Origin of the sequence: Janthinobacterium sp. CG_23.4 (assembly GCF_029892305.1) — a bacterium.
Taxonomy (GTDB): domain Bacteria; phylum Pseudomonadota; class Gammaproteobacteria; order Burkholderiales; family Burkholderiaceae_D; genus Janthinobacterium; species Janthinobacterium lividum_D.
The window spans coordinates 4948307-4967904 of sequence record NZ_JARXUX010000001.1; the positions used below are offsets into that span (position 1 = coordinate 4948307).

Consider the following 19598-nt stretch of genomic DNA (forward strand, 5'->3'; position numbering starts at 1 on the left):
GACTGCGCGCCTATCGCTTAAAAGCTCGTCGACAGGCCGGCGTACAGACTGCGGCGGGCGCCGTATTGTGGCGCCCCCACGCCCACGCCGGAACCGTCGCGCAGCAGGTAGGATTTATCGAACACGTTGACCAGGGCCAGGCGTCCCTCCACCTTGCCGAGCGGCGTATTTTTCCAGGTGTGGGTGAGTGCCGTGTTGACGGTGAAGTAACTCGGCAAATGCCCGGAATTCGGTGCGCCACCGTCTGGGGTCATGCGCAGGCCGCTGCCGTAGAGAAAGTCAGCGCTCACTTGCGAATCACCGAAGTGATAATGGCCACCGCCGGACAGCGTGTATTTCTGGTCATGATCGAGGTAGACATAGTGCTTGCTGATGGCGTTCAACTCAGCGGCACCAAACAGCGCTTGCCCCGAATTGATGTTACGCCCTTGCGCCTTTTGCGTACTGGCGTTGAGGAACAGGCCCCAGTTTTTCTCGCTATAGATGGCGGACAACTCCAGGCCCTTGGCGTAGCCATCCGCATAATTGAATGGCGTCAAGATCAGCGCCTGGCCGAACTGGCCTTCGTCCAGCAGATTGTGGATCTTTTTATAGTACACGTCGGCCGTCACGGTCAGTTTTGAATTGACCTGGTGGCTGATGCCCACATCGTAGTAATGCGTGCGCTCGGCCTTGACGTTGTCCGACTGGCCGATTTCCGGCGCATTCGTCGTGTGCGCGTACAGGTCGATGCTGCCCTGGGCCGCCAATTCCTGCGGCGGTGGCGTGAAGTAGCGCGAATAGCCCGCGTGCAGGGCCGTGCCCGGCGCGATCTGGTAAGCCAGGTTGACGCGCGGGCTCCATTGCTGCTCGCTGGTGTAGGCCGCTACCTTGTCGTAACGGGCGCCGTAGTTCAGGGTCAAGGGCTTGCTGATACGCCATTCATCCTGCAGATAAAAACTCGCCAGGGTGCCGGTCTTGCCGCTGTTGTCGGCAATGGAGATGGGCGTGGTGGCGGTTTGCGCGCCGTCAATGGCGGGGAACACGGCCACCGTGTTGTCGCTCGTCGTCTTCTGCCGCGTGTAGGCCAGGCCCGCGCGCACGGTATGCTCGGGATGCAGTTTGTAGCTGATATCGAACTGGGCACCCGAGGCGCGGTTCGTGCGGCGCGAGTCCGAGGCTACGCCGTTGTAGATCAGGTCGCCGATGGCATCGGGCGTGAAGTGCAGTGCCGAATACTGGTGGAAAGCCGAGACCTGGTAATTGACGTCGCCCAGGCTCTTTTGCAGCGACAGCACGAGGAAGCGGTTAACTTCGTGCTGGTTTTCATGCAATTGCGATGATGGCAAGCTCGACGTGCCCGCCTGCGCATCGCTGTGCCCATCCAACGAGAAGGCGGGCGCCTGGTTGGGGTTATTCGGGATCTGGAAGCGGCCGTTATACGTGCCGAACATGGCGCCCAGGCGCGTGTTGTCATCGAGGAAATACGAGAGGCTACCGAACGATTTGTTTTGCCGCGTTTTGTCGTGCAGGGCGCTGCGTGTGTCTTGCGGGTTTTCCACGCCCAGGGAATTGCCCAGATAGCTGCCGGACAGGTAGTAATTAAACTTGCCTACGCTGCCGAAAAATTCAGCACTCGGTTCTACATGGTCGTAGCTGCCGAGCATGATACCGATGCGCCCGCCTGGCGTCAGGCCGCCCTCCTTCGTTTCAATATCGACGATGCCCGCCGTGCGCAGGCCGAACTGGGCCGGCAAGGCGCCCGTCATGAAATCGGTCTTGTCGATCAGGCGCGTGTCGATCGACTGGCCAAAGCCGCTGATGCTTTCCGGTAACTGTACGCCGTTGATGCGGTATTGCACGTTGGCATGGTCGTCGCGCACGTGCAGGGCGCCCGAGCCCTTCGAATCTTGCGATACGCCCGGCAGGCGCAGCAGCACTTCATTGAATGGCGTATTGTCGCCCTGGCCCAGCATGTCGATCATGTGGCTGTCGATGCTGTAGATGGTGGTGCCGACTTTCGGCGACAGCGCGATGCGCGCATTTTTCAAGTGGGCGGAGGTGACTTCCACCTTTTGCATCTCTTGTGGTGCGCCATCCGTTGCGGCGCTGGAGGTTTCGTTTGCCTCAGCGGCATGCGCGGAAAGGTTAAACAGGCTGGCAAGGGCGAGCGACAGTGCGCTCAGGCGTGGTGTGTGGTGCATGGCATACCTCGAAAATAGTCAACGCCAGGCGGCACGGCGCGCATGGGGACGCGGCGCTGCAGCCTGAAAAGGATAAAAAAGCGTACGAACTACAGTGAGGCGGCAGGCGGACCGCGCACGGGCGGCAGGATGCGTGTGGCGGCGGGGGCCAGGGTGGCTGGCGCGATGGCCAGCAAGCGGTAGGGCAGTAATTGGGCCGGTGGCGCGGTGATGGCCGGCGGCGCGGCGATATCGGCCACTTTGTCGATGGCCGTGGCGCACAGCGCGCACTCTTCCGCGTCGAGGCTCGTCTTGTGCAGGTGCGAGGCTGCCGTCGACAGCATGAACACGAGGGCAAGCGCACTGAACAGGGCCAGGCATAGCTGCCATGGTGCGCGCGCCAGGGCGGCGGCACCGTGATGGGCAGGCTTGCCATAAGGCTTGCGGGTGGGCTGGCGGGAAGGCATGGGGATATAGTAGCAAGAAAATTGCTGCGCTGTTGGCGCTTGTTGCGTGATTTGCGCCAGAGCGACCTGACAGGATGACGCGCAAGTCGCGCTGGGGCAGGCCGTAGTGCTGGCGCAAGCCGGCCGCGAAGCACGATGGCCAGCCCTGGACGCAGCTCTTCCAGGATGCTGCGGAAATGCCGCTATTCCAGCCAGCTGGCGGCGCAATTACCCGTGCTGTCACCTCTGCTGGTGCCGGATGGCTAGCTGTACGCTGGTAGCGTGGTGGCGCTGGCCGATACGGCTTCCGGCTATGGCTGTATCGGCAACCGGCCCGAGGGCGCGAACAATTTCACCACCATCGAGTTCAAATCGAACCACTTGGGCACGGCCTGCGAAGGCACGCTCACCTGCACGGCGAAAGTCGAGCCCAAGGGCCGCAACACGCAAGTGTGGGATGCCGTGGTGAAAAGCAAGGAAATGGGCAAGACCATCGCCCTGTTCCGTTGCACGCAGATGATTCTGTATCCCAAGTAACCGAAGGGCAAAATCCGGGGTCGTACCCTGCAGGGGAAATTTTCCCCAATGGGGGAAATTCCGATCCCGAAGGGAACGACCCCAGCCCTTGCTTGGGTTCGCTAGATTTTCACCCAGTTACCTTTATACAAAACCGGTCCCGTCGGTCCGTTCGGATTGGGCGACCCGCCTTTCGGTTCCAGGGTAACGGCCATCGTGGCTACGTCGTTGCCGATGCCTCGCTGCGGCAAGGCCAGTTTCATGTTGCCCTTATCGGCCAGCAGACCCAGCGAACGCGGGTTGCCGCTCTTCGGCACGGCCCACAGTTCCAGGTCGCGATCAGCAGGTACGGGCGCGTTGCCCAGCATGCGCACCTCGAGCCCGCCTTGGCGGCTGTTGGCCGTCAGCAGCAGGGCTGTTTGCGCTTTCTCGTCCGTCAGGCTGGCCACATAGCTGATCTGTGGTGTGTCCATGACGCGCGTGGCCACGACGATCACCAGCAGCGCGGCGATGGCGCTTGAGGCCATGCCGAGCGAACGCCAGAATGACAGCGAATCGCGCAACAATGACCAGCCGCCCTGGGGCGCCAGGTGCAAGCGCTGCTCGATCTGTTGCCAGACGCGCTTGGGCGGCGCCACGGACGTGGCAAACTCCGCCATCGGTTCCAGGCGCTGGCGCCATTCGGCCGTGATATTGCGCAAATCGGCGTCGTTGTGCAGCCAGCCTTCGAAACGCCGGCGCGCGCCGCCTTTCAGGGTGCCCAGCACGTATTCGGACGCCAGTTTCTGGCGCAAGCTGTCATTGCCGCGAATATTCATGTTGCCTCCCGTTTCGCCAGGCACGTGCGCAGCCGTTCCAGGCTGCGCCGTATCCAGGTCTTGACGGTGCCGATCGGCAGCGACATCTGCTGCGCCACTTCGCTGTGCGACAGGTCATGATAGAACGCCAGGGCGACTACTTGCCGATGCAGCCCGTCCAGGGCCGACATGCAAAACGCCAGCGCCTTGGCATCACTGCTCAGCTGCAGTGCTTCGATGGGCGTGGCCTGGGGGTCTTGGAGTGCATTCATGACTTCGCTATCAAACTGTTCGGCATCGATTTCCACGGTATCGTCGCTGCGCCGCAGCACATCGAACGCCTTGTTGCGCACGATGGTGGCCATCCAGGTCATCGGCGCCGCCAGATGGCTCTGGTAAGTGGCGGCATTGTTCCAGATGGCAACGAAACCCTCTTGCAAGGCTTCTTCGGCGAGCTCTTGCTTATGCAATATACGCAGCGCGAAGCCGAACAGTTTCGATGATGTGGCGTGATATAGTTGACGGAACGCCGTGGCGTCCTTGTTGCCACTGGCGAGTAGCCAGGTTTTCAGTTGTTGCGGGTCGAGCGATTGAGCGGCTAGGGACACGGCTGGCCTTCATAAGGTGAATGGGATCACGCGAGGGAAGGTTATAACATACGTGCAACAGCTGGCAACAAGGTTTTGCGGCCAGTGTCGCCAGTGTCGGATCAGCCGGCGATGGCGCTCTCGATTAATTTGTGCAATTCGGCGAATTCTGGCTTGCCCACGTAGCGCTTGAGGATCTTGCCCTGCTTGTCGAGCACGAAGGTGGTGGGTGTGAGGGCCACGTCGCCGTAAGCCTTGGCCGCCTCACCTGTCACGTCGAGCGCCACCTTGAAGGGCAACTGGCGCGTTTCGGCGAAATTAAGGACGTAGTTGGCCGGATCGTATTTCATGGCCACGGCCACCAATTCCAGTCCCTGCCCCTTGTACTTGTTGTAGGTGTCGACCATTTCCGGCATTTCTGCCACGCATGTGGTGCAGGAGGTAGCCCAGAAATTGACCATCACGACCTTGCCGCGCAGGCTGCTTGACGTAATTTTTTCGCCATGGATGCCGTGGAAGGTCACGTCCGGCGCGCTTTGTTTGTTGTTCAGAAACGCCACCGCAGCGACAGCCATCAATGCAATACAAAATAGCGCGGGCTTGCTCCAGGATTTGGCAGTCGATGTCGACATAGTTTTCACACCAGATAACGTAACGATGGGGCCATTATAGCCCCATCGTTTTGTGTACGGCCTGGCGGGCCTACTGTCCGACGGCGTTGTTGACGCGCCCCGGTATCGGATCGGGCTGCAATTGCTTCAGCTCCGCTTCCGAAATGTAGTCGAACAGCTTGACCACTTTCTGCACGCCACCTACGCCGCGCGTTACGTCGGCCGCGACCATGCCTTCGCGCTGGGTGACTCGGCCCATCAGGAAGACGCTGCCGTTTTCGGTGACGACCTTGAACGAGGCTGCCGAGATGGTTTTCATGTCCACCAGGCTGGCCTTGACCTTGGTGGTGATCAGCGCGTCGTTCGAGCGCGAGGTGTAGCTGGCCGGGCCGGCGATGATCAGTTCATTGGCCACCGATTCCACGCCTTCGATATTGCGCACTTCGCGCTCGACGGCATTTTTCATCGCCTCATCGCGCACTTCGCCTGTCAGCAGGACGCGGCGGTTGAAGCTGGTGACGTTCACATGGCCGGCATCGCCGACGATGGAGGGGATGCGCGATTCGCCTTTCAGGGCGATCGACTTGTCTTCGGTCTGGGCGCCAAGGGTACGGCGGTCTGCCGCAGCAACGCCACTCATCACTGCGCCGCCGACCATCAGTTCGATGCAGCCGGTGAGCGAGGTGAGCATGGCGCCGCACAGCAAAGCGGTAGCCAGTGGGCGTTGTACGCGTTTCCAGCCTGGGCCAGTAGCGAATTTAGTCATTCACGTCTCCTCCGAATAGGGCGACGTCGATGCCGTCGCAGATGCAGTGTATGGTGGTCAGGTGGACTTCCTGGATGCGCGCCGTGCGCTCGGCCGGCACGCAGATATGCACGTCGGCATCCGTCAGCATCTTGCCGATGGCGCCGCCGTCCTTGCCCGTCAGCGCCACGACGCGCATTTCGCGCTCGAGCGCCGCTTCTACTGCTGCCATCACGTTGGCCGAATTGCCCGACGTGGAGATGGCCAGCAAGATATCGCCGGCCTGGCCGAAGGCCTGCACTTGTTTCGAGAAAATCTCGCGGTAGCTGTAGTCATTGGCGATGGCCGTCAGGATCGAGGTATCGGTCGTCAGCGCCAGGGCCGGCAGCGGAAAGCGCTCGCGTTCGAAGCGTCCCACCAGCTCGGCCGCGAAATGCTGGCAGTCGGCGGCGGAACCGCCGTTGCCGCAGGCCAGGATCTTGTTGCCGTTTGACAATGCATAGAACATCAGGTCGATCGCCTGCGCAATGGGTTGCGCCAATACGGTAGCAGCCCGGATCTTGAGTTCGGCACTTTCGTGGAAGTGCGAGAGGATGCGTTGATTATTCATAGTCTGGCGATTATAGTGCAGGCGCGCGGCATGGCGGACAAGCACGGTTAAAAATGCTTACATATCGAGGATGTTCTTCAGCCAGCTGATGCGCCCGCCATCGATGGCGAGTGCGTCGAAGCGGCATGGCGGCACGATATTTTGCGTCAGCAGCCAGCTTTGCGCCGCCAGCACCATGCGCCGCTGCTTGCTTGACGTGATGCTGGCCAACGCGCCGCCAAAGGCGGCACTGCTGCGTAGCCGCACTTCCACGAAGACGACCGACGGGCCATCGCGCATGATCAGGTCCAGTTCGCCACCTTTGCACCGATAGTTGCGTGCAAGCAGCAACAAGCCTTGTCGCCGCAGATAGGCGAGCGCAGCGTCTTCCCCCTGCTGTCCCCGTGCCTGTGTATTTTGGAAAGGCAAGGGCAGCATGGCGTATCCTTATTGTGCCGGTGGCAAGGCGGCCGGCGTTGCCGCTGCGGCCGGTGGCCAGGTGCCCAGTACGCCCTGCTGGTAGCTGGCAGCTTGCTCCGTGCGTTCGAAGACGCTTTGCGCATTCTCGAAGCGTACGGCCAGGCGGCCAGTCACGCCATCGAGCGTGAACGGCGCGTTTGGACGCAGCGCCACTTCGCGCGCCACGCGGAAGGCATCGATGCCCAGCGCGTACAGGCGTTCCATGTCCGCCGTCAGGCGGGCGTCGCCTGGCTGCGGCGGCTGCGGATACTGCATCACTTGCGGATGGTTGCGCTGCACTTGCCATGGCAGGTCCAGCAGGCGCACGCCGTCGAGTTCCGTACCGCTGGCGCCGCGTCCGGTGCCGGGATTCAATGACGACGTGCCATACAGGGGCAAATCGCTGCCGATGGCCACGCGCAATTGGCGCGCCTGGTCAGCGTCGAGCGCGGCAAACAGCAGGCCAGGCGGTGTCGCGGCCAGGCGCGCGCGCAGCTGCACCAGCTCGGCATCGCTCAGGTAGCCATTCGTGGCCGTCAAGTCCATCGTTTCGATCTTGCCGCCCTGGCGCAGCCATTCCTGCTTGAAGGCGGCGCTGGTGCGGCGTTGCGAGGGCGAACCGGCCGACAGGATCAGCGCGCTGGCAGCCGGCTGTTCGCTGGCGGCCCAGGCGGCGACCTGGCGCGCTTCCGCTTCGATCGACAGGCCCATGATGAGCATTTTTTCCGGCAGGCGCGCCTCGCCGCGGTGGTCCGGGTGGTTCAGGGCGATCGTCGGCTTGCGCACCAGGTCGCTATTCGCCACCGCCGTGACGGCCGAGCGTGACAGGGGGCCGACGATGACGTCCTGTTCCTCTTGCGCTTGTGCAAACTTGTTCAGGACATCGCTGCTGCCATCGCCCGTGTCGATCACCGTCACTTCGAAGCCGCTGCGGTCGTGCGCATAGGCGGCCATGAAGCCGGCGCGCAGCAATTCGGCGGCCGGACCCAAGGAAGACGAGCGCAGCGGCAGCAGCAAGCCGATGTGGTGGACATTGCCATCGGCCGGTGCCGGCGCCGTGGCCGTCGGCATGTCGAGCGGCGTGCCGGTCGCCGGCTTGTTTTTGCTCGGCGCCAGCGGCGCAGCGTTGCCGTCATACGCGGTAATATCGGGTACGGCCACGGCAAACGTCACCGGTTCTGGCGCAGGCGGCTTGGGCGGCACGGGTGGTGGCAACGGCTTCGGTGGCGGCAGCGCCCTTGTGTTAGATTCAATAGGCGCGCACAATTGGCCGGGCGCGTCGCAAGGCGTGCTGCAAGCGCTCAGCATGCCGGTCGCGGCACAAACAAGCAGTAACTTCACACTATTAGCAAGCATTCAACCTCCAAAATGACCGTACAAGAAATCAGTTCCATCGCCAGCCTGCCCATCATGACAGAGGCGGCGCACCAGGTCTATCCTATCGCAACATTGTATATAGTGGCCACGCCGATCGGCAATGTGACCGATATCAGCTTGCGCGCGCTGCACTTGCTGAGCCTTGCCGACGCCGTTGCCTGTGAAGATACGCGCAATACGGCGCACCTGCTGACGCGCTTTGGCCTGAACAAGCCATTGATTGCGGCGCATCAACATAATGAGCGTGAAGTGGCGCAGACCCTGATCGCCCGCCTGCACGCCGGCGAGCGCATCGCCCTCGTCTCCGATGCGGGCACGCCCGCCGTTTCCGACCCGGGCGCGCGCATCGTCGACGCCGTGCGCGCAGCGGGTTTGCGCGTGCTGCCGCTGCCGGGCGCATCGGCGGCCATCACGGCCATTTCCGCCAGCGGTTTGTTGAATGATCAGTTTTACTTTGTCGGCTTCCTGCCGGCCAAGGCCAAGCAGCGCGAAAACATGCTGCACAGCTTGCGCGGCGTCACGGCCACGATGGTGTTCTACGAGGCGCCGCACCGCATCCTCGATTGCGCCACAGCCCTGGTAGAAGCGTTCGAGCCTACGCGTCAGGTGGTGTTTGCGCGCGAACTGACGAAAATGTTCGAGGAAATCCACCGCTGCCCGCTGTCCGAAGCGGAAAGCTGGATACGCGCTGATGCGCATCGCGAAAAGGGCGAATTTGTCGTCCTGCTCGAAGGCGCAACCGAGGCGCAAGACGCGGAAGACGTGGAAGCGGAACGCATCCTGAACATCCTGCTGGCTGAATGCAGCGTCAAGCAAGCGGCTAACCTGACGGCGCAAATCACGGGGCGCAAGAAAAACGCCCTGTATGAACGGGCGCTGCAGTTGAAGGGCCAAGAATAAGGGCATGCTGAGCTACCCAATCCCGGTATCTTGTAAGCCTCTGCACTTGTCTCATCATTTGTCTCACCACTCGCCTTACCACTTGCAGCCGCTATCCTTTTTGTCGAGCAACATCAGCACGGGTGCCAGCAAGCCTGCGCCTGCATAGGCGGTGCGGCAATCGCCGCGCTTGCCTTGCGCGATATCGCGCGCGAGTCGGGTTTGCGTTGCCAGCGGCTGGTCGGGGATTTGCCCGACGGCCGTGCCCACCTTGGATGGATCGCGTTCGCCGGCCATCTTGCGCGCCGTCTTCCTGGCCGCTTCCATGTCGAATTTTGCGGTTTCTTGCGGCAAGGTATCCGAGTTGGCTGCCGGCGTTGCCGGTGCCAGCGCGATGGCTGGCGGGCTCGGTGCTGGCGCGGTGGCCGCCGCTGGCGTCGGCACTGCGCGGGTCGCGGCGCGCCTTGGCTCAATGATGGGTCTTGCTTCGCGCTTTGGCTGGACGACTTCGACAGGCGGCGCTGGGGGCTTGGCGGCCAGCGGACGTATCCACACGGCAATCGACTCCACGCGCGGACCCGCATCCGGCGCGACAGGCGGTGGCACATGGCGCCATAGATAGACCAATGCGCCATGCAGCAGCACGGACACGGCAATGCCCAGCACCATGCTGCGGCGGCTTGGCATGGGCCGGCCACCGTCTCTTCTTTCTATACTGAAATCCATTGCCGTCGTCGCCTTCATGCCTGAGCGGGAAAACTTGCCTAGTCAGTGTCGCATACTTCCATAGCTTTGAAAAATACATGGCTTCTTGTGCCCGGCGTAAATAATTTACACAGAGTTTCACCTGACCCTTGACCGAAGTCGATACGGCCTGTATTATCTTGGTCTTCGGAGTGTGGCGCAGCCCGGTAGCGCACCTGGTTTGGGACCAGGGGGTCCAAGGTTCGAATCCTTGTACTCCGACCAAATTTGTAGAAAAAAACCCAAGAGCTTCGGCTCTTGGGTTTTTTTTCGTCTGTACTGCCGGGGTCAGACCCCCGGCTGTGTTGGCGCTGAGCTTGACGTTAGCGGCATTGAGGGTCTGACCCCAGATTTCAGGGCCCCATTCTTTATACGGCGCGTTTTGCCGCGATGGCGTTGCCGGCGCGGCTGGAACCCTTGCGCCCCAGCTGCTGCGAGATGAACTGGCCCGCATCGACCACCAGTTCCAGGTCGATGCCGGTGTCTATCCCCAGTCCCTGCATCATGTAGAGCACGTCCTCGGTCGCCACGTTACCGGTAGCGCCCTTGGCGTAGGGGCAGCCGCCCAGGCCCGAGACGGACGAATGATAAATCGCAATGCCCGTTTCCAGGCTGGCGTAGATATTTGCCAGCGCCTGGCCATAGGTGTCGTGGAAGTGGCCGGACAGGCCGCCCACGTGGAAGGCTTGAATCGCGCGCTGCATGACCGCCTGCGTTTTTCGCGGCGTGGCCACGCCGATGGTGTCGGCGATGTCGATCTCGTCGCAACCGAGGTCGCGCATGCGCCCCACCACGTCGGCCACGGCGTCCAGCGGCACGTCGCCCTGATAGGGGCAGCCGAAGGCGCAGCTGATGCTGCCGCGCAGGCGCAAGCCATGTGCCTTGGCCGCCTTGGCCACGCCTTCGAAGCGGGCGATCGATTCAGCTATCGAGCAGTTGATATTCTTTTGCGAGAACGCCTCGGAGGCGGAGCCGAAGATCACCACTTCATCGGCCTTCGCCGCCAGCGCGGCATCGAAACCTTGCATGTTCGGCGTCAGCGCCGAATACAGGGTACCGGCGCGGCGCGTGATCTTTTCCATCACTTCCGCGCTGGTGGCCATTTGCGGCACCCATTTTGGCGAGACGAAGGACGCCGCCTCGATGTTGCTGAAGCCGGCCAAGGTCAGGCGGTCGACCAGCTCGATCTTGACGGCGGCGCTGATGGTTTCCTTTTCGTTTTGCAGGCCGTCGCGCGGACCCACTTCGACGATCTTCACCTGTTTTGGCAAACTCACTTGATTGCTCATCTCAATATCCTTGCAAACGGTTGACGATGCCGGCGACTACTGCTCCGGCATGCAGGCGGCGCATCTTGGCGGCGATCTGCGCCACGCTTTCGCGGCGCAGGGTGGCCGCCGAAATATGCGGCGTGATGGTGATGCGCGGTTCTTGCCAGAATGGGTGCTGTTGCGGCAGCGGCTCGTTGCGGAACACGTCGAGCGTTGCCCCGGCGATATGTCCGCTGCGAATCAGGGTCAGTAAATCCGGTTCGGCAATATGCGCGCCGCGCGCCACGTTGATGACGTAGGCGCCTGGCAGCAGCATCGACAGACGCGTGCGGTCGAGCAGGTTATGCGTCTCGGGCGTGAGCGGCAGCATGCACACCAGCACGCGCGTGCCGCGCAAAAAGGCTTCCAGCTCCTCTTCGCCCGCAAAACATTGCACGCCATCGCTTGACTTGTGGCTGCGGCTCCATCCCCGCAGGGGAAACTCGAACTGCGCCAGCGCTTGCAGTACGCGGTTGCCCAGCACGCCCATGCCCAGCACGCCGATGGGGAAATCGGCCTTGTCGTAGGCGGGTAGCGCTTGCCAGATGCCGGCGCGGCCCTGCGCCTCGTACGCGTCGAACTGGCGGAAGTGGCGCAGCACGGCGTGGCTCACATATTCGGCCATCTGCACGCCCATGCCCGCGTCGTCCAGGCGTATCAGCGGCACGTGTGCGGGCAGCGCCTCGCCAAATTTCAAGAGTGCGTCGACACCTGCGCCCGTGTTGAAGATGGCTTTAACTTGGCGTAATGCTGGCAGCATGGCCGCTGGCGGCTGCCATACGACGGCGTAGTCGCACGGCGCGAACGTTTCGCCTTCGCGCCAGAAATGGATTTCGGCCTCGGGCAGCAAGTCACGCAAGTCGCTGATCCACGCCGCTTCCTTGCCGTCCGAACGTTGTAAAAGTATGCGCATCGTCACAGCCTTTATGCGGCAGCCTTGAAGGCCAGTAGCGGCGCGCCATCGCTCACCTGGTCGCCGACGCCGTACAGCACGTCTTCCACCAAGCCATCGTGTGGCGCGGCGATGGTGTGCTCCATCTTCATCGCTTCCATGATGACCAAAGGCTCGCCCTTTTTCACGTCCTGGCCTTTGTTTACAAGCACGGCGACGACCTTGCCCGGCATGGGCGCCGTCAGGCGGCCGCCTTCCGCTTCCACTTCGCCCGCATGCGCCATCGGGTCGCTGTAATGCAAGGTGTAGTGCAAGCCGCTGCTAAATACGTGGAACTGCTCGCCGTCGCGCAGCACGGTGCCGTGTACGGCACGCTCGCCGAGCTTGATGTGCAGCTCATTGCCTTGGCGCGCCGTCAAGCTGAGGGGCTGGCCGTTGAACAGCCAGCCATCGGTCTGGTAGGTGATGCGTGCGGCATAGGCCTCGGCCTCGGCGCCGCCAGCGAGCGTGAACTCATCGGCAAACGCCAGGCTGCGTCCCAGAGTGCTGTTCAAGCGCCAGCCCAGGGCATTGCCCCACGGGTCGGCGCGGTGGCTCGACTGCGTTTCGGCGGCCGCTTTCTCTTCCAGCAGCAGGGCCACCGACGCCAGTGCCAGCGCCGTGTCTGGCGTTGCCTGCAGCGCGGGGAATAGCGATTCTTGATTGCGCTCGATTAAACCCGTGTCGAGATCGGCGCTGGCAAATGCCTGGCCTTCGACCAGGCGCTTCAAAAAAGCGATATTGCTGGCCAGGCCCACGATCTGGTACTCACCCAGCGCCTGCGCCATGCGTGCCAGTGCCTCGCGGCGGTCTGCGCCCCAGACGATCAGCTTGGCGATCATGGGGTCGTAGAACGGGGAGATAGCGTCGCCCTCGCGCACGCCCGAATCGATGCGCACGGCGGCCGGAACCACCGTTCCGCCCAGCTCGAACGTCACCGCCGACGGCGACTGCATGTGGCGCAGGGTGCCGATCGATGGCAGGAAGCCCTTTTCCGGGTTTTCCGCATAGATGCGCGCTTCGATGGCGTGGCCGTGGATCGTCAGCTCATGCTGTTTTTTCGGCAGCGGCTCGCCAAAGGCGACGCGCAACTGCCATTCCACCAGGTCGGTGCCGGTGATCATTTCCGTCACCGGGTGTTCCACCTGCAAGCGCGTGTTCATCTCCATGAAGTAGAACGAACCATCCTGGTTGGCGATGAATTCCACCGTGCCCGCGCCCACATAGCCGACAGCCTTGGCAGCGGCGACGGCCGCCTCGCCCATGGCGGCGCGGCGGTCGAACGGCATGCCCGGCGCCGGCGCTTCTTCCAGCACCTTTTGATGACGGCGCTGCACCGAGCAATCGCGCTCGAACAGGTAGATGCAGTTGCCCAGGGTATCGGCAAACACCTGGATTTCAATATGCCGTGGACGCGACAGGTATTTCTCGGCCAGCACCTTGTCGTCGCCGAAAGAGCTGATCGCTTCGCGCTTGCACGAGGCCAGCGCAGCCTTGAAGTCGGCGCAGTGCTCGATGACGCGCATGCCCTTGCCGCCGCCGCCGGCCGAAGCCTTCAGCAGCACGGGGTAGCCGATCTTGTCGGCCTGGCCGTGCAGGAAGTCCGCATCCTGGTTGTCGCCGTGGTAGCCAGGCACCAGCGGCACATTCGCCTTTTCCATCAGCGACTTGGCGGCCGATTTGGAACCCATGGCGCGCATGGCGGACGCCGGCGGGCCGATGAAGACCAGGCCTGCAGCGTGGCAGGCGTCGGCGAAGTTGGCGTTTTCGGACAAAAAGCCGTAGCCGGGGTGGATCGCCTGCGCGCCAGTGGCCAGCGCCACGGCGATGATCTTGTCACCGCACAGATAGCTTTCCTTGGCCGGCGCAGGGCCGATCAGCACCGCTTCGTCGCAGACGGCGACGTGCTTGGCGTTGGCGTCTGCCTCCGAATATACGGCAACGGTCTGGATGCCCATGCGGCGCGCGGTAGCGGCGACACGGCAAGCGATTTCGCCGCGGTTGGCGATCAGGATTTTAGTGAACATGGTCTCTCTCTTTGCAGCTCGTGGCTGGAAGTTTTTTTATTGTGGGGTCAGACCCTTTGGGTCAGACCCCTGCAGTACAGACGTTGGGTCAGGTTGTTGCTTAACCCAAAAGCAATAGCCGGGGTCAGACCCGGCGGGTCTGACCCCGGTTGACTTCGATCAGCAGCCGCACTTCTCTTTCTGTACCGAGTCGAGCATGGCGCCGCGCGTCTGCAAGCCCAGTTTGTTCAACAGGGTGCGGTCGTCTTCCGCTTCCGGATTATCGGTGGTGAGCAGCTTGTCGCCGTAGAAGATGGAATTGGCGCCCGCCAGGAAGCACATGGCTTGCACGGCTTCGCCCATCTGGCGGCGGCCCGCCGACAAACGCACGCGCGCTTTTGGCATGGTGATGCGGGCAACCGCAATCGTGCGCACGAACTCGAACGGATCGAGCGCTTCCAGGCCATACAAAGGCGTGCCTTCCACCTGCACCAGGTGGTTGACGGGCACCGATTCCGGATACGGATTCAAATTGGCCAGCTGGGCGATCAGGCCGGCGCGCTGCAATCGCGTCTCGCCCATGCCGACGATGCCGCCGCAGCACACTTTCAAGCCCGCTTCGCGCACGCGGCCCAGGGTGTCCAGACGGTCCTGATATTCACGCGTGGAGATGACGTTGTCGTAGAACTCGGGCGCCGTGTCCAGGTTATGGTTGTAGAAGTCCAGGCCGGCGTTTTTCAGGCGGTGCGCTTGTCCCTCTTCCAGCATGCCCAAAGTAGCGCATGTTTCCAAGCCCAGCGCCTTTACCTTGGTCACCATCTCTTCGACTTTTTCCATGTCGCGCTCTTTCGGGCTGCGCCAGGCGGCACCCATGCAGAAGCGCGTGGCGCCATTGGCTTTGGCCTGGCGGGCCGCGTCGAGCACCGTGTCGATGTCGAGGATTTTTTTCGCTTCCACGCCCGTGTCGTAGCGCGCTGCCTGCGGGCAGTAGCCGCAATCTTCCTCGCAGCCACCGGTCTTGATCGACAACAAGGTAGCCAGTTCCACGTCGCCATCGGGGAAGTTGATGCGGTGGGTTTGCTGGGCCTTGAACATCAGGTCATTGAATGGCAGGTCGAACAGTGCCAGCACATCGGCGACGGGCCAGGTGGCCGCTTCCGGCACGGTGATGCGCGCCGCAGGGCGGTGCAGTTCGACGGTTTTTGCTGCTTCTTGGACGTGAGACATGTGATTCCTTCGCTTCTATTTTTGGAGACGTTTAATTATTCGGTTTAATGTTTCGACTGCTGCGCCGGCCAGTTGGGCAAGCCGCTGAAATCGAGATACGCCGCCGCCGCTTCTGCGCCGGGTTGCGCCAGGCGCGGCACCCTGCCCAGCAGCGGCGCCGGAATGCGCTCGGTCAGTGCTTCGATATTTTCGTCGAGGAAGCGCATTTCCACTTCCAGGGTGTTGGCGACCCAGCCGATCAGCGTCAGGCCGCGCGCTGCGATGGCTTCCACCGTCAGCAAGGCTTGGCTGATGCAGCCGAGGCGCATGCCGACTACCAAAATTACCGGCAGGTCGAGCTGCTGCGCCAGGTCGGCCGAATCGAAACCGGGCGACAGCGGCACGCGGAAACCACCTACGCCTTCGACCACGACGGCATCCGAAGCGGCGGCGATTTCCAGGTAGGCGGCCAGGATGGGCACCGACTCGATAATGACGCCTTCCAGAGCGGCGGCGATATGCGGCGCCGCCGCTTCCTTCAGCATGTAGGGTGTGGTCAGGTTACGCAGCATGCTGACGTTGCCGGCGGCGATCAGGCTGTCGGCGTCTTCATTATGCAGCTGGCCGTCGCGCATCTCGGCGCCGGCGGCGACGGGCTTCATGCCGCAGGCGCGTACGCCGCGCGCCACCAGCGCGTGCAGCAGGGCCGACGAGGTCAAGGTCTTGCCGATTTCCGTGTCGGTGCCGGTGACGAAACAGGCGAAGCGCGAGGGCAGGCCGGTACTCGCGGGTGCGGGTTGCACCGCCTGCGCCAGGTCTGCCAGCACTTCGGCCACGATGGGGTCATCAAGGCTCATGACGTGTCCTTTCCAGGGTGTTGACTGCGTTGATCAATTGCGCCACTTCCTGCGCCGTGTGGCCGGCCGACAGGGTCACGCGCAAGCGCGCCGTGCCGAGCGGGACAGTAGGCGGGCGGATCGCGCCGACCCACAGGCCTTGCTGGTACAGGGTGGCGGCGATGCCCATCATTTCCGCGTTGTCGCCGATGATGACGGGCTGGATGGCGCTAAATGACGGCAAGGCTTGCCAGCGCTGCAGTTGCAAGCCGTCGTTCCATTGTTCTACCAGCGCGGCCAGGTGGGCGCGGCGCTGCCGGCCTTCCTCGCCGGCGATGATTTCCAGGCTGGCCAGCAGCGCATGCGCGAGCGCGGGCGCGGCGGCCGTGGTAAAGATGTAGGGGCGCGCCTTCTGGATCAGCGTTTCGATTACGGCCTCATGCGCGCAAACAAAAGCGCCGCCCACGCCGGCCGACTTGCCCAGCGTGCCCACATACACCAGGTGCGGCGAATGCAGCTTGAAGTGTTCCAGCGCGCCGCGGCCATGCTCGCCCAGCGCGCCGAAGCCGTGCGCATCGTCGACCACCAGCCAGGCGCCGTGCTGCTCGCACAGGGCTAGCAACGCCGGCAGCGGCGCCAGGTCGCCATCCATGCTGAAGACGCTGTCGGTGACGACGATTTTGCTTGTCGCCGTGCTTGCCGCCAGCAGGGCCGCCAGCGCATCGAGGTCCGCATGCGGATACACGTGCGTTTTCACACGCGCCAGGCGCGTGCCGTCGATCAGCGAGGCGTGGTTCAGCGCTTCCGAGAAGATCTCGGCTTCGGCATCACCGGCGGCCAGCGCCGTCAGCACAGCTAAATTAGCCATGTAGCCGGTGCAAAAATACAGCGCGCGTGGCTGTTCCAGGTTGGCGCCGACGAAAGCGGCCAGTTGCTCTTCCAGCTGGGCATGGGCGCGGCTGTGGCCACTGATCAGGTGCGACGCGCCGCTGCCGGCACCGTACAGGTCGGCACCTTCTTTCAGCGCTGCCACGATGCGCGGATGCGCTGCCAAGCCCAGGTAGTCGTTGCTGCAAAAGGCCAGCAGCTCGCGCCCGTCTACCGTCAGGCGCGGCGCGCATGGCGTCTCGACGGTGCGCCGGCGACGGATCAGGCTGCGCTCTTCCAGCCCGTGCAGTTGCTGTTGCAGTCGCGCGATCAGTTCCATCTCAGGCTCCGATCACATGCTTGAAGACGGCCAGCGTTTGCTGGCCCAGGCCCGCGATTTCTGCGTCGTCAAGGATGTACGGCGGCATCAGGTAAACGGTGGAACCTATGGGGCGCATCAAGAGTTCGTGCTCCAGCGCCGTGCTGAAGAAGCGGCGCGAAAAGTCGGGTGCCGCGTCCACCGCATCGAAGGCCCAGATCATGCCCCGCTGGCGAAAGTGTTTTACTTTTTCATGCTGCGCCAGCGGCGCCAGGGCGCGCGTAATCTTGGCGGCGCGTTCCCGGTTGCTTACCAGCACATCGTCTTGCTCGAAAATCGACAGGGTCGCCAGCGCCGCGCGGCAGGCCAGCGGGTTGCCGGTGTACGAGTGCGAATGCAGGAAGCCGCGCCGCACGTCGGTGCTGTAGAAGGCTTGATAGATATCTTCGCGCGTCATCACCAGCGATAAAGGAAGGTAGCCGCCGCTGATGCCTTTCGACAGGCAGACGAAATCGGGCCAGATGCCGGCCTGTTCGCAGGCGAAGAAAGTGCCCGTGCGCCCGCAGCCGACGGCGATTTCATCGACGATCAGGTGTACCTGGTAGCGGTCGCACAGGGCGCGCACCAGGGACAGGTACAGCGGATCGTGCATGGCCATGCCGGTGGCGCACTGCACCAGCGGCTCAATGATGATAGCGGCGATTTTGTCCGATTTTTCCTGGAATAATCGTTCCACATCGGCGGCGGCGCGGCGTGCCACATCCTCGGCTGACTCGCCTTCGGCGGCCTGGCGGAAGTCGGGTGACATCACCGTCTGCGAGGCGCGTAACAAAGGACCGTAGGCATCCTTGAACAGGGCGACGTCCGTGACGGCCAGCGCACCGATGGTTTCGCCGTGGTAGCTGCCTTGCAAGCAGACGAATTCCTGCTTGTCCGTTTTGCCGCTGTTGCGCCATGCGTGAAAGCTCATTTTCAGGGCGATTTCCACGGCCGAGGCGCCGTCGGATGCGTAAAAACTGTGACCGAGCACGCCGCCGGTCAAGGCGGAGAGTTTTTCCGACAGTTCGACCACCGGTTCATGCGTGAAACCGGCCAGCATCGCGTGTTCCAGGCGGTCCAGCTGGTCCTTCAGCGCGGCATTGATGCGCGGATTCGCGTGGCCGAACAAGTTCACCCACCAGGAACTGATGGCGTCCAGGTAGCGTCGTCCTTCGTGGTCATACAGCCAGGCGCCGCGGCCGTGGCTGACGGGGATGAGCGGTACGGCGTCGTTAGCCGATGCGTGATGCTGCATTTGCGTGCACGGATGCCACACACTACGCAGACTGCGTTCGACCCAGCCCGATTGTTTTTCTGCTTTCAAAACTGCTCCAATGATATTCTTAGTCCATGAGCTTTGGACCATTAACTAGCCCATGAGCCAACTCGGCTTGCGCTTGTCGAGGAACGATTGCACGCCTTCGCGCCCCTGCTCCGAGGCGCGGATCTGCGCGATGCGTTCGGCGGTGTCCAACAGCAGCGCGTCATCGACCGGCTGGCCAACGATTTCGCGCACCAGCGTTTTCGCCTGCGCCACCGCGTGCGGGCTGTTGCTAGTCAGCGCTTTCAGCACCTCGGCCGTTTTTGCTTGCAGCGCGTCGCCAGCGACTACCTCGTGGGCAAAGCCGATGCGCAGCGCTTCCTGTGCAGAGAATCGCTCGGCGCTCAGGAAATAGCGGCGTGCCGCGTTTTCGCCCATGGCCTTGATGACATACGGTGAAATAGTGGCCGGGATCAGTCCCAGCCGCACTTCGCTCAGGCAGAAATGCACGTCTTCCGCAACCAGAATGATATCGCATGCGGCGACCAGGCCCATGCCGCCGGCATAGCAGTCGCCCTGGATCTTTGCCACCACGGGCTTGGGACACAGGTAAATCGTGCGCAGCATCTGCGCCAGCTGCAGCGCGTCGGCCTGGTTTTCGGCATGCGTGTAGCCTGCCATCTTCTTCATCCAGTGCAAGTCCGCACCGGCGCAAAAGGCCGTGCCATTGGCCGCCAGCACGATGGCGCGCACCATCTCGTTGCGTCCTAGCGCCTCGAAGGCGCGCGTCAGTTCGGCGATCGTCGTCTCGTTGAAGGCGTTGCGCACGTCGGGGCGGTTCAGGGTCACGCTGGCGACATTGCCCTCGATGACCAGCGTTAAGGTTTCAAATTCCATGGTTTTCTCCCTTA

At 62.6% G+C, this 19598-nt stretch carries 20 protein-coding genes and 1 tRNA gene; 3 read left to right on the forward strand and 18 right to left on the reverse strand.

Annotated features, from left to right (window positions below):
• Positions 1 to 17: 17 nt before the first annotated feature.
• Both H4V96_RS22135 and H4V96_RS22140 read right to left on the reverse strand, forming a co-directional pair.
• Entirely contained in the window at positions 18 to 2183 is a 2166-nt protein-coding gene (locus H4V96_RS22135; protein WP_196856511.1) for a TonB-dependent receptor, read from the reverse strand.
• Positions 2184 to 2272: 89 nt separating this feature from the next.
• Positions 2273 to 2629: a hypothetical protein gene (locus tag H4V96_RS22140; RefSeq protein ID WP_196856512.1), complete on the reverse strand. Its 357-nt coding sequence runs from the start codon at positions 2627 to 2629 to the stop codon at positions 2273 to 2275.
• Between the two features lie 246 nt (positions 2630 to 2875).
• On the opposite strand from H4V96_RS22140, the gene H4V96_RS22145 reads away from it, so the two are divergent.
• Positions 2876 to 3145 carry a PaaI family thioesterase gene (locus tag H4V96_RS22145; RefSeq protein WP_334686043.1) on the forward strand — a complete coding sequence of 90 codons (270 nt, stop codon included), beginning with the start codon at positions 2876 to 2878 and terminating at the stop codon, positions 3143 to 3145.
• Between the two features lie 101 nt (positions 3146 to 3246).
• Here the strand turns inward: H4V96_RS22145 and H4V96_RS22150 are convergent, their stop codons facing one another.
• The 7 genes from H4V96_RS22150 to H4V96_RS22180 form a co-directional block, all read right to left on the reverse strand.
• Complete coding sequence (locus tag H4V96_RS22150) at positions 3247 to 3942, reverse strand: anti-sigma factor (RefSeq protein ID WP_196856513.1); 696 nt, start codon at positions 3940 to 3942, stop codon at positions 3247 to 3249.
• Positions 3939 to 4529: a sigma-70 family RNA polymerase sigma factor gene (locus H4V96_RS22155; protein WP_010393963.1), complete on the reverse strand. Its 591-nt coding sequence runs from the start codon at positions 4527 to 4529 to the stop codon at positions 3939 to 3941. The genes H4V96_RS22150 and H4V96_RS22155 overlap by 4 nt, the downstream gene beginning before the upstream one ends.
• Positions 4530 to 4630: 101 nt before the next feature.
• A complete protein-coding gene (locus H4V96_RS22160; protein WP_196856514.1) occupies positions 4631 to 5140 on the reverse strand; it encodes a TlpA disulfide reductase family protein in 510 nt (169 codons plus the stop codon).
• A gap of 70 nt (positions 5141 to 5210) precedes the next feature.
• Positions 5211 to 5885: a BON domain-containing protein gene (locus H4V96_RS22165; protein WP_010393968.1), complete on the reverse strand. Its 675-nt coding sequence runs from the start codon at positions 5883 to 5885 to the stop codon at positions 5211 to 5213.
• A complete protein-coding gene (locus H4V96_RS22170; RefSeq protein ID WP_010393971.1) occupies positions 5878 to 6474 on the reverse strand; it encodes a phosphoheptose isomerase in 597 nt (198 codons plus the stop codon). Before H4V96_RS22170 ends, H4V96_RS22165 begins: the two co-directional genes overlap by 8 nt.
• A 57-nt stretch (positions 6475 to 6531) precedes the next feature.
• Positions 6532 to 6891 (reverse strand): YraN family protein, encoded by a 360-nt coding sequence (locus H4V96_RS22175; protein WP_010393973.1) that lies wholly within the window; start codon positions 6889 to 6891, stop codon positions 6532 to 6534.
• 9 nt (positions 6892 to 6900) lie between these two features.
• Entirely contained in the window at positions 6901 to 8268 is a 1368-nt protein-coding gene (locus H4V96_RS22180; RefSeq protein WP_280721164.1) for a penicillin-binding protein activator, read from the reverse strand.
• Positions 8269 to 8280: 12 nt separating this feature from the next.
• Here H4V96_RS22180 and rsmI point away from each other — a divergent pair, with 12 nt between their 5' ends.
• Complete coding sequence (gene rsmI, locus H4V96_RS22185) at positions 8281 to 9189, forward strand: 16S rRNA (cytidine(1402)-2'-O)-methyltransferase (RefSeq protein ID WP_010393976.1); 909 nt, start codon at positions 8281 to 8283, stop codon at positions 9187 to 9189.
• Between the two features lie 75 nt (positions 9190 to 9264).
• Here rsmI and H4V96_RS22190 read toward each other — a convergent pair whose 3' ends face one another.
• Positions 9265 to 9855, reverse strand: a complete 591-nt coding sequence (locus H4V96_RS22190) for a hypothetical protein (RefSeq protein WP_196856516.1) — start codon at positions 9853 to 9855, stop codon at positions 9265 to 9267.
• A gap of 205 nt (positions 9856 to 10060) precedes the next feature.
• Here H4V96_RS22190 and H4V96_RS22195 point away from each other — a divergent pair.
• Positions 10061 to 10137: transfer RNA gene (locus H4V96_RS22195), tRNA-Pro, on the forward strand.
• 143 nt (positions 10138 to 10280) lie between these two features.
• Here the strand turns inward: H4V96_RS22195 and H4V96_RS22200 are convergent.
• The 8 genes from H4V96_RS22200 to H4V96_RS22235 all read right to left on the reverse strand — a co-directional run bounded on the left by H4V96_RS22200 (position 10281) and on the right by H4V96_RS22235 (position 19584).
• Positions 10281 to 11201, reverse strand: coding sequence for a hydroxymethylglutaryl-CoA lyase (locus tag H4V96_RS22200; protein WP_280721165.1), 921 nt, complete (start codon positions 11199 to 11201; stop codon positions 10281 to 10283).
• A gap of 1 nt (position 11202) precedes the next feature.
• Entirely contained in the window at positions 11203 to 12135 is a 933-nt protein-coding gene (locus H4V96_RS22205) for a glyoxylate/hydroxypyruvate reductase A (protein ID WP_196856517.1), read from the reverse strand.
• An 11-nt stretch (positions 12136 to 12146) separates the two neighbouring features.
• Positions 12147 to 14180 (reverse strand): acetyl/propionyl/methylcrotonyl-CoA carboxylase subunit alpha, encoded by a 2034-nt coding sequence (locus H4V96_RS22210; RefSeq protein ID WP_010393982.1) that lies wholly within the window; start codon positions 14178 to 14180, stop codon positions 12147 to 12149.
• Between the two features lie 159 nt (positions 14181 to 14339).
• Positions 14340 to 15386, reverse strand: a complete 1047-nt coding sequence (gene bioB, locus H4V96_RS22215; RefSeq protein ID WP_010393984.1) for a biotin synthase BioB — start codon at positions 15384 to 15386, stop codon at positions 14340 to 14342.
• A 44-nt stretch (positions 15387 to 15430) separates the two neighbouring features.
• Positions 15431 to 16222 carry a dethiobiotin synthase gene (bioD, locus tag H4V96_RS22220; protein ID WP_010393987.1) on the reverse strand — a complete coding sequence of 264 codons (792 nt, stop codon included), beginning with the start codon at positions 16220 to 16222 and terminating at the stop codon, positions 15431 to 15433.
• A complete protein-coding gene (gene bioF / locus H4V96_RS22225) occupies positions 16212 to 17408 on the reverse strand; it encodes an 8-amino-7-oxononanoate synthase (protein ID WP_010393990.1) in 1197 nt (398 codons plus the stop codon). The genes bioD and bioF overlap by 11 nt, the downstream gene beginning before the upstream one ends.
• 1 nt (position 17409) lies before the next feature.
• Positions 17410 to 18750: an adenosylmethionine--8-amino-7-oxononanoate transaminase gene (bioA, locus tag H4V96_RS22230; RefSeq protein ID WP_261980805.1), complete on the reverse strand. Its 1341-nt coding sequence runs from the start codon at positions 18748 to 18750 to the stop codon at positions 17410 to 17412.
• A gap of 45 nt (positions 18751 to 18795) precedes the next feature.
• Positions 18796 to 19584, reverse strand: coding sequence for an enoyl-CoA hydratase/isomerase family protein (locus tag H4V96_RS22235; protein WP_010393993.1), 789 nt, complete (start codon positions 19582 to 19584; stop codon positions 18796 to 18798).
• Positions 19585 to 19598 lie beyond the last annotated feature (14 nt).

What these genes read in the sequence shown, in the direction of transcription:
- H4V96_RS22135 (WP_196856511.1), bottom strand. Translation starts at nt 2,183, where the DNA reads ATGCACCACACACCACGCCTGAGCGCACTGTCGCTCGCCCTTGCCAGC.
- H4V96_RS22140 (WP_196856512.1), bottom strand. Translation starts at nt 2,629, where the DNA reads ATGCCTTCCCGCCAGCCCACCCGCAAGCCTTATGGCAAGCCTGCCCAT.
- H4V96_RS22150 (WP_196856513.1), bottom strand. Translation starts at nt 3,942, where the DNA reads ATGAATATTCGCGGCAATGACAGCTTGCGCCAGAAACTGGCGTCCGAA.
- H4V96_RS22160 (WP_196856514.1), bottom strand. Translation starts at nt 5,140, where the DNA reads ATGTCGACATCGACTGCCAAATCCTGGAGCAAGCCCGCGCTATTTTGT.
- H4V96_RS22165 (WP_010393968.1), bottom strand. Translation starts at nt 5,885, where the DNA reads ATGACTAAATTCGCTACTGGCCCAGGCTGGAAACGCGTACAACGCCCA.
- H4V96_RS22170 (WP_010393971.1), bottom strand. Translation starts at nt 6,474, where the DNA reads ATGAATAATCAACGCATCCTCTCGCACTTCCACGAAAGTGCCGAACTC.
- H4V96_RS22175 (WP_010393973.1), bottom strand. Translation starts at nt 6,891, where the DNA reads ATGCTGCCCTTGCCTTTCCAAAATACACAGGCACGGGGACAGCAGGGG.
- H4V96_RS22180 (WP_280721164.1), bottom strand. Translation starts at nt 8,268, where the DNA reads ATGCTTGCTAATAGTGTGAAGTTACTGCTTGTTTGTGCCGCGACCGGC.
- rsmI (WP_010393976.1), top strand. Translation starts at nt 8,281, where the DNA reads ATGACCGTACAAGAAATCAGTTCCATCGCCAGCCTGCCCATCATGACA.
- H4V96_RS22190 (WP_196856516.1), bottom strand. Translation starts at nt 9,855, where the DNA reads ATGCCAAGCCGCCGCAGCATGGTGCTGGGCATTGCCGTGTCCGTGCTG.
- H4V96_RS22200 (WP_280721165.1), bottom strand. Translation starts at nt 11,201, where the DNA reads ATGAGCAATCAAGTGAGTTTGCCAAAACAGGTGAAGATCGTCGAAGTG.
- H4V96_RS22205 (WP_196856517.1), bottom strand. Translation starts at nt 12,135, where the DNA reads ATGCGCATACTTTTACAACGTTCGGACGGCAAGGAAGCGGCGTGGATC.
- H4V96_RS22210 (WP_010393982.1), bottom strand. Translation starts at nt 14,180, where the DNA reads ATGTTCACTAAAATCCTGATCGCCAACCGCGGCGAAATCGCTTGCCGT.
- bioB (WP_010393984.1), bottom strand. Translation starts at nt 15,386, where the DNA reads ATGTCTCACGTCCAAGAAGCAGCAAAAACCGTCGAACTGCACCGCCCT.
- bioD (WP_010393987.1), bottom strand. Translation starts at nt 16,222, where the DNA reads ATGAGCCTTGATGACCCCATCGTGGCCGAAGTGCTGGCAGACCTGGCG.
- bioF (WP_010393990.1), bottom strand. Translation starts at nt 17,408, where the DNA reads ATGGAACTGATCGCGCGACTGCAACAGCAACTGCACGGGCTGGAAGAG.
- H4V96_RS22235 (WP_010393993.1), bottom strand. Translation starts at nt 19,584, where the DNA reads ATGGAATTTGAAACCTTAACGCTGGTCATCGAGGGCAATGTCGCCAGC.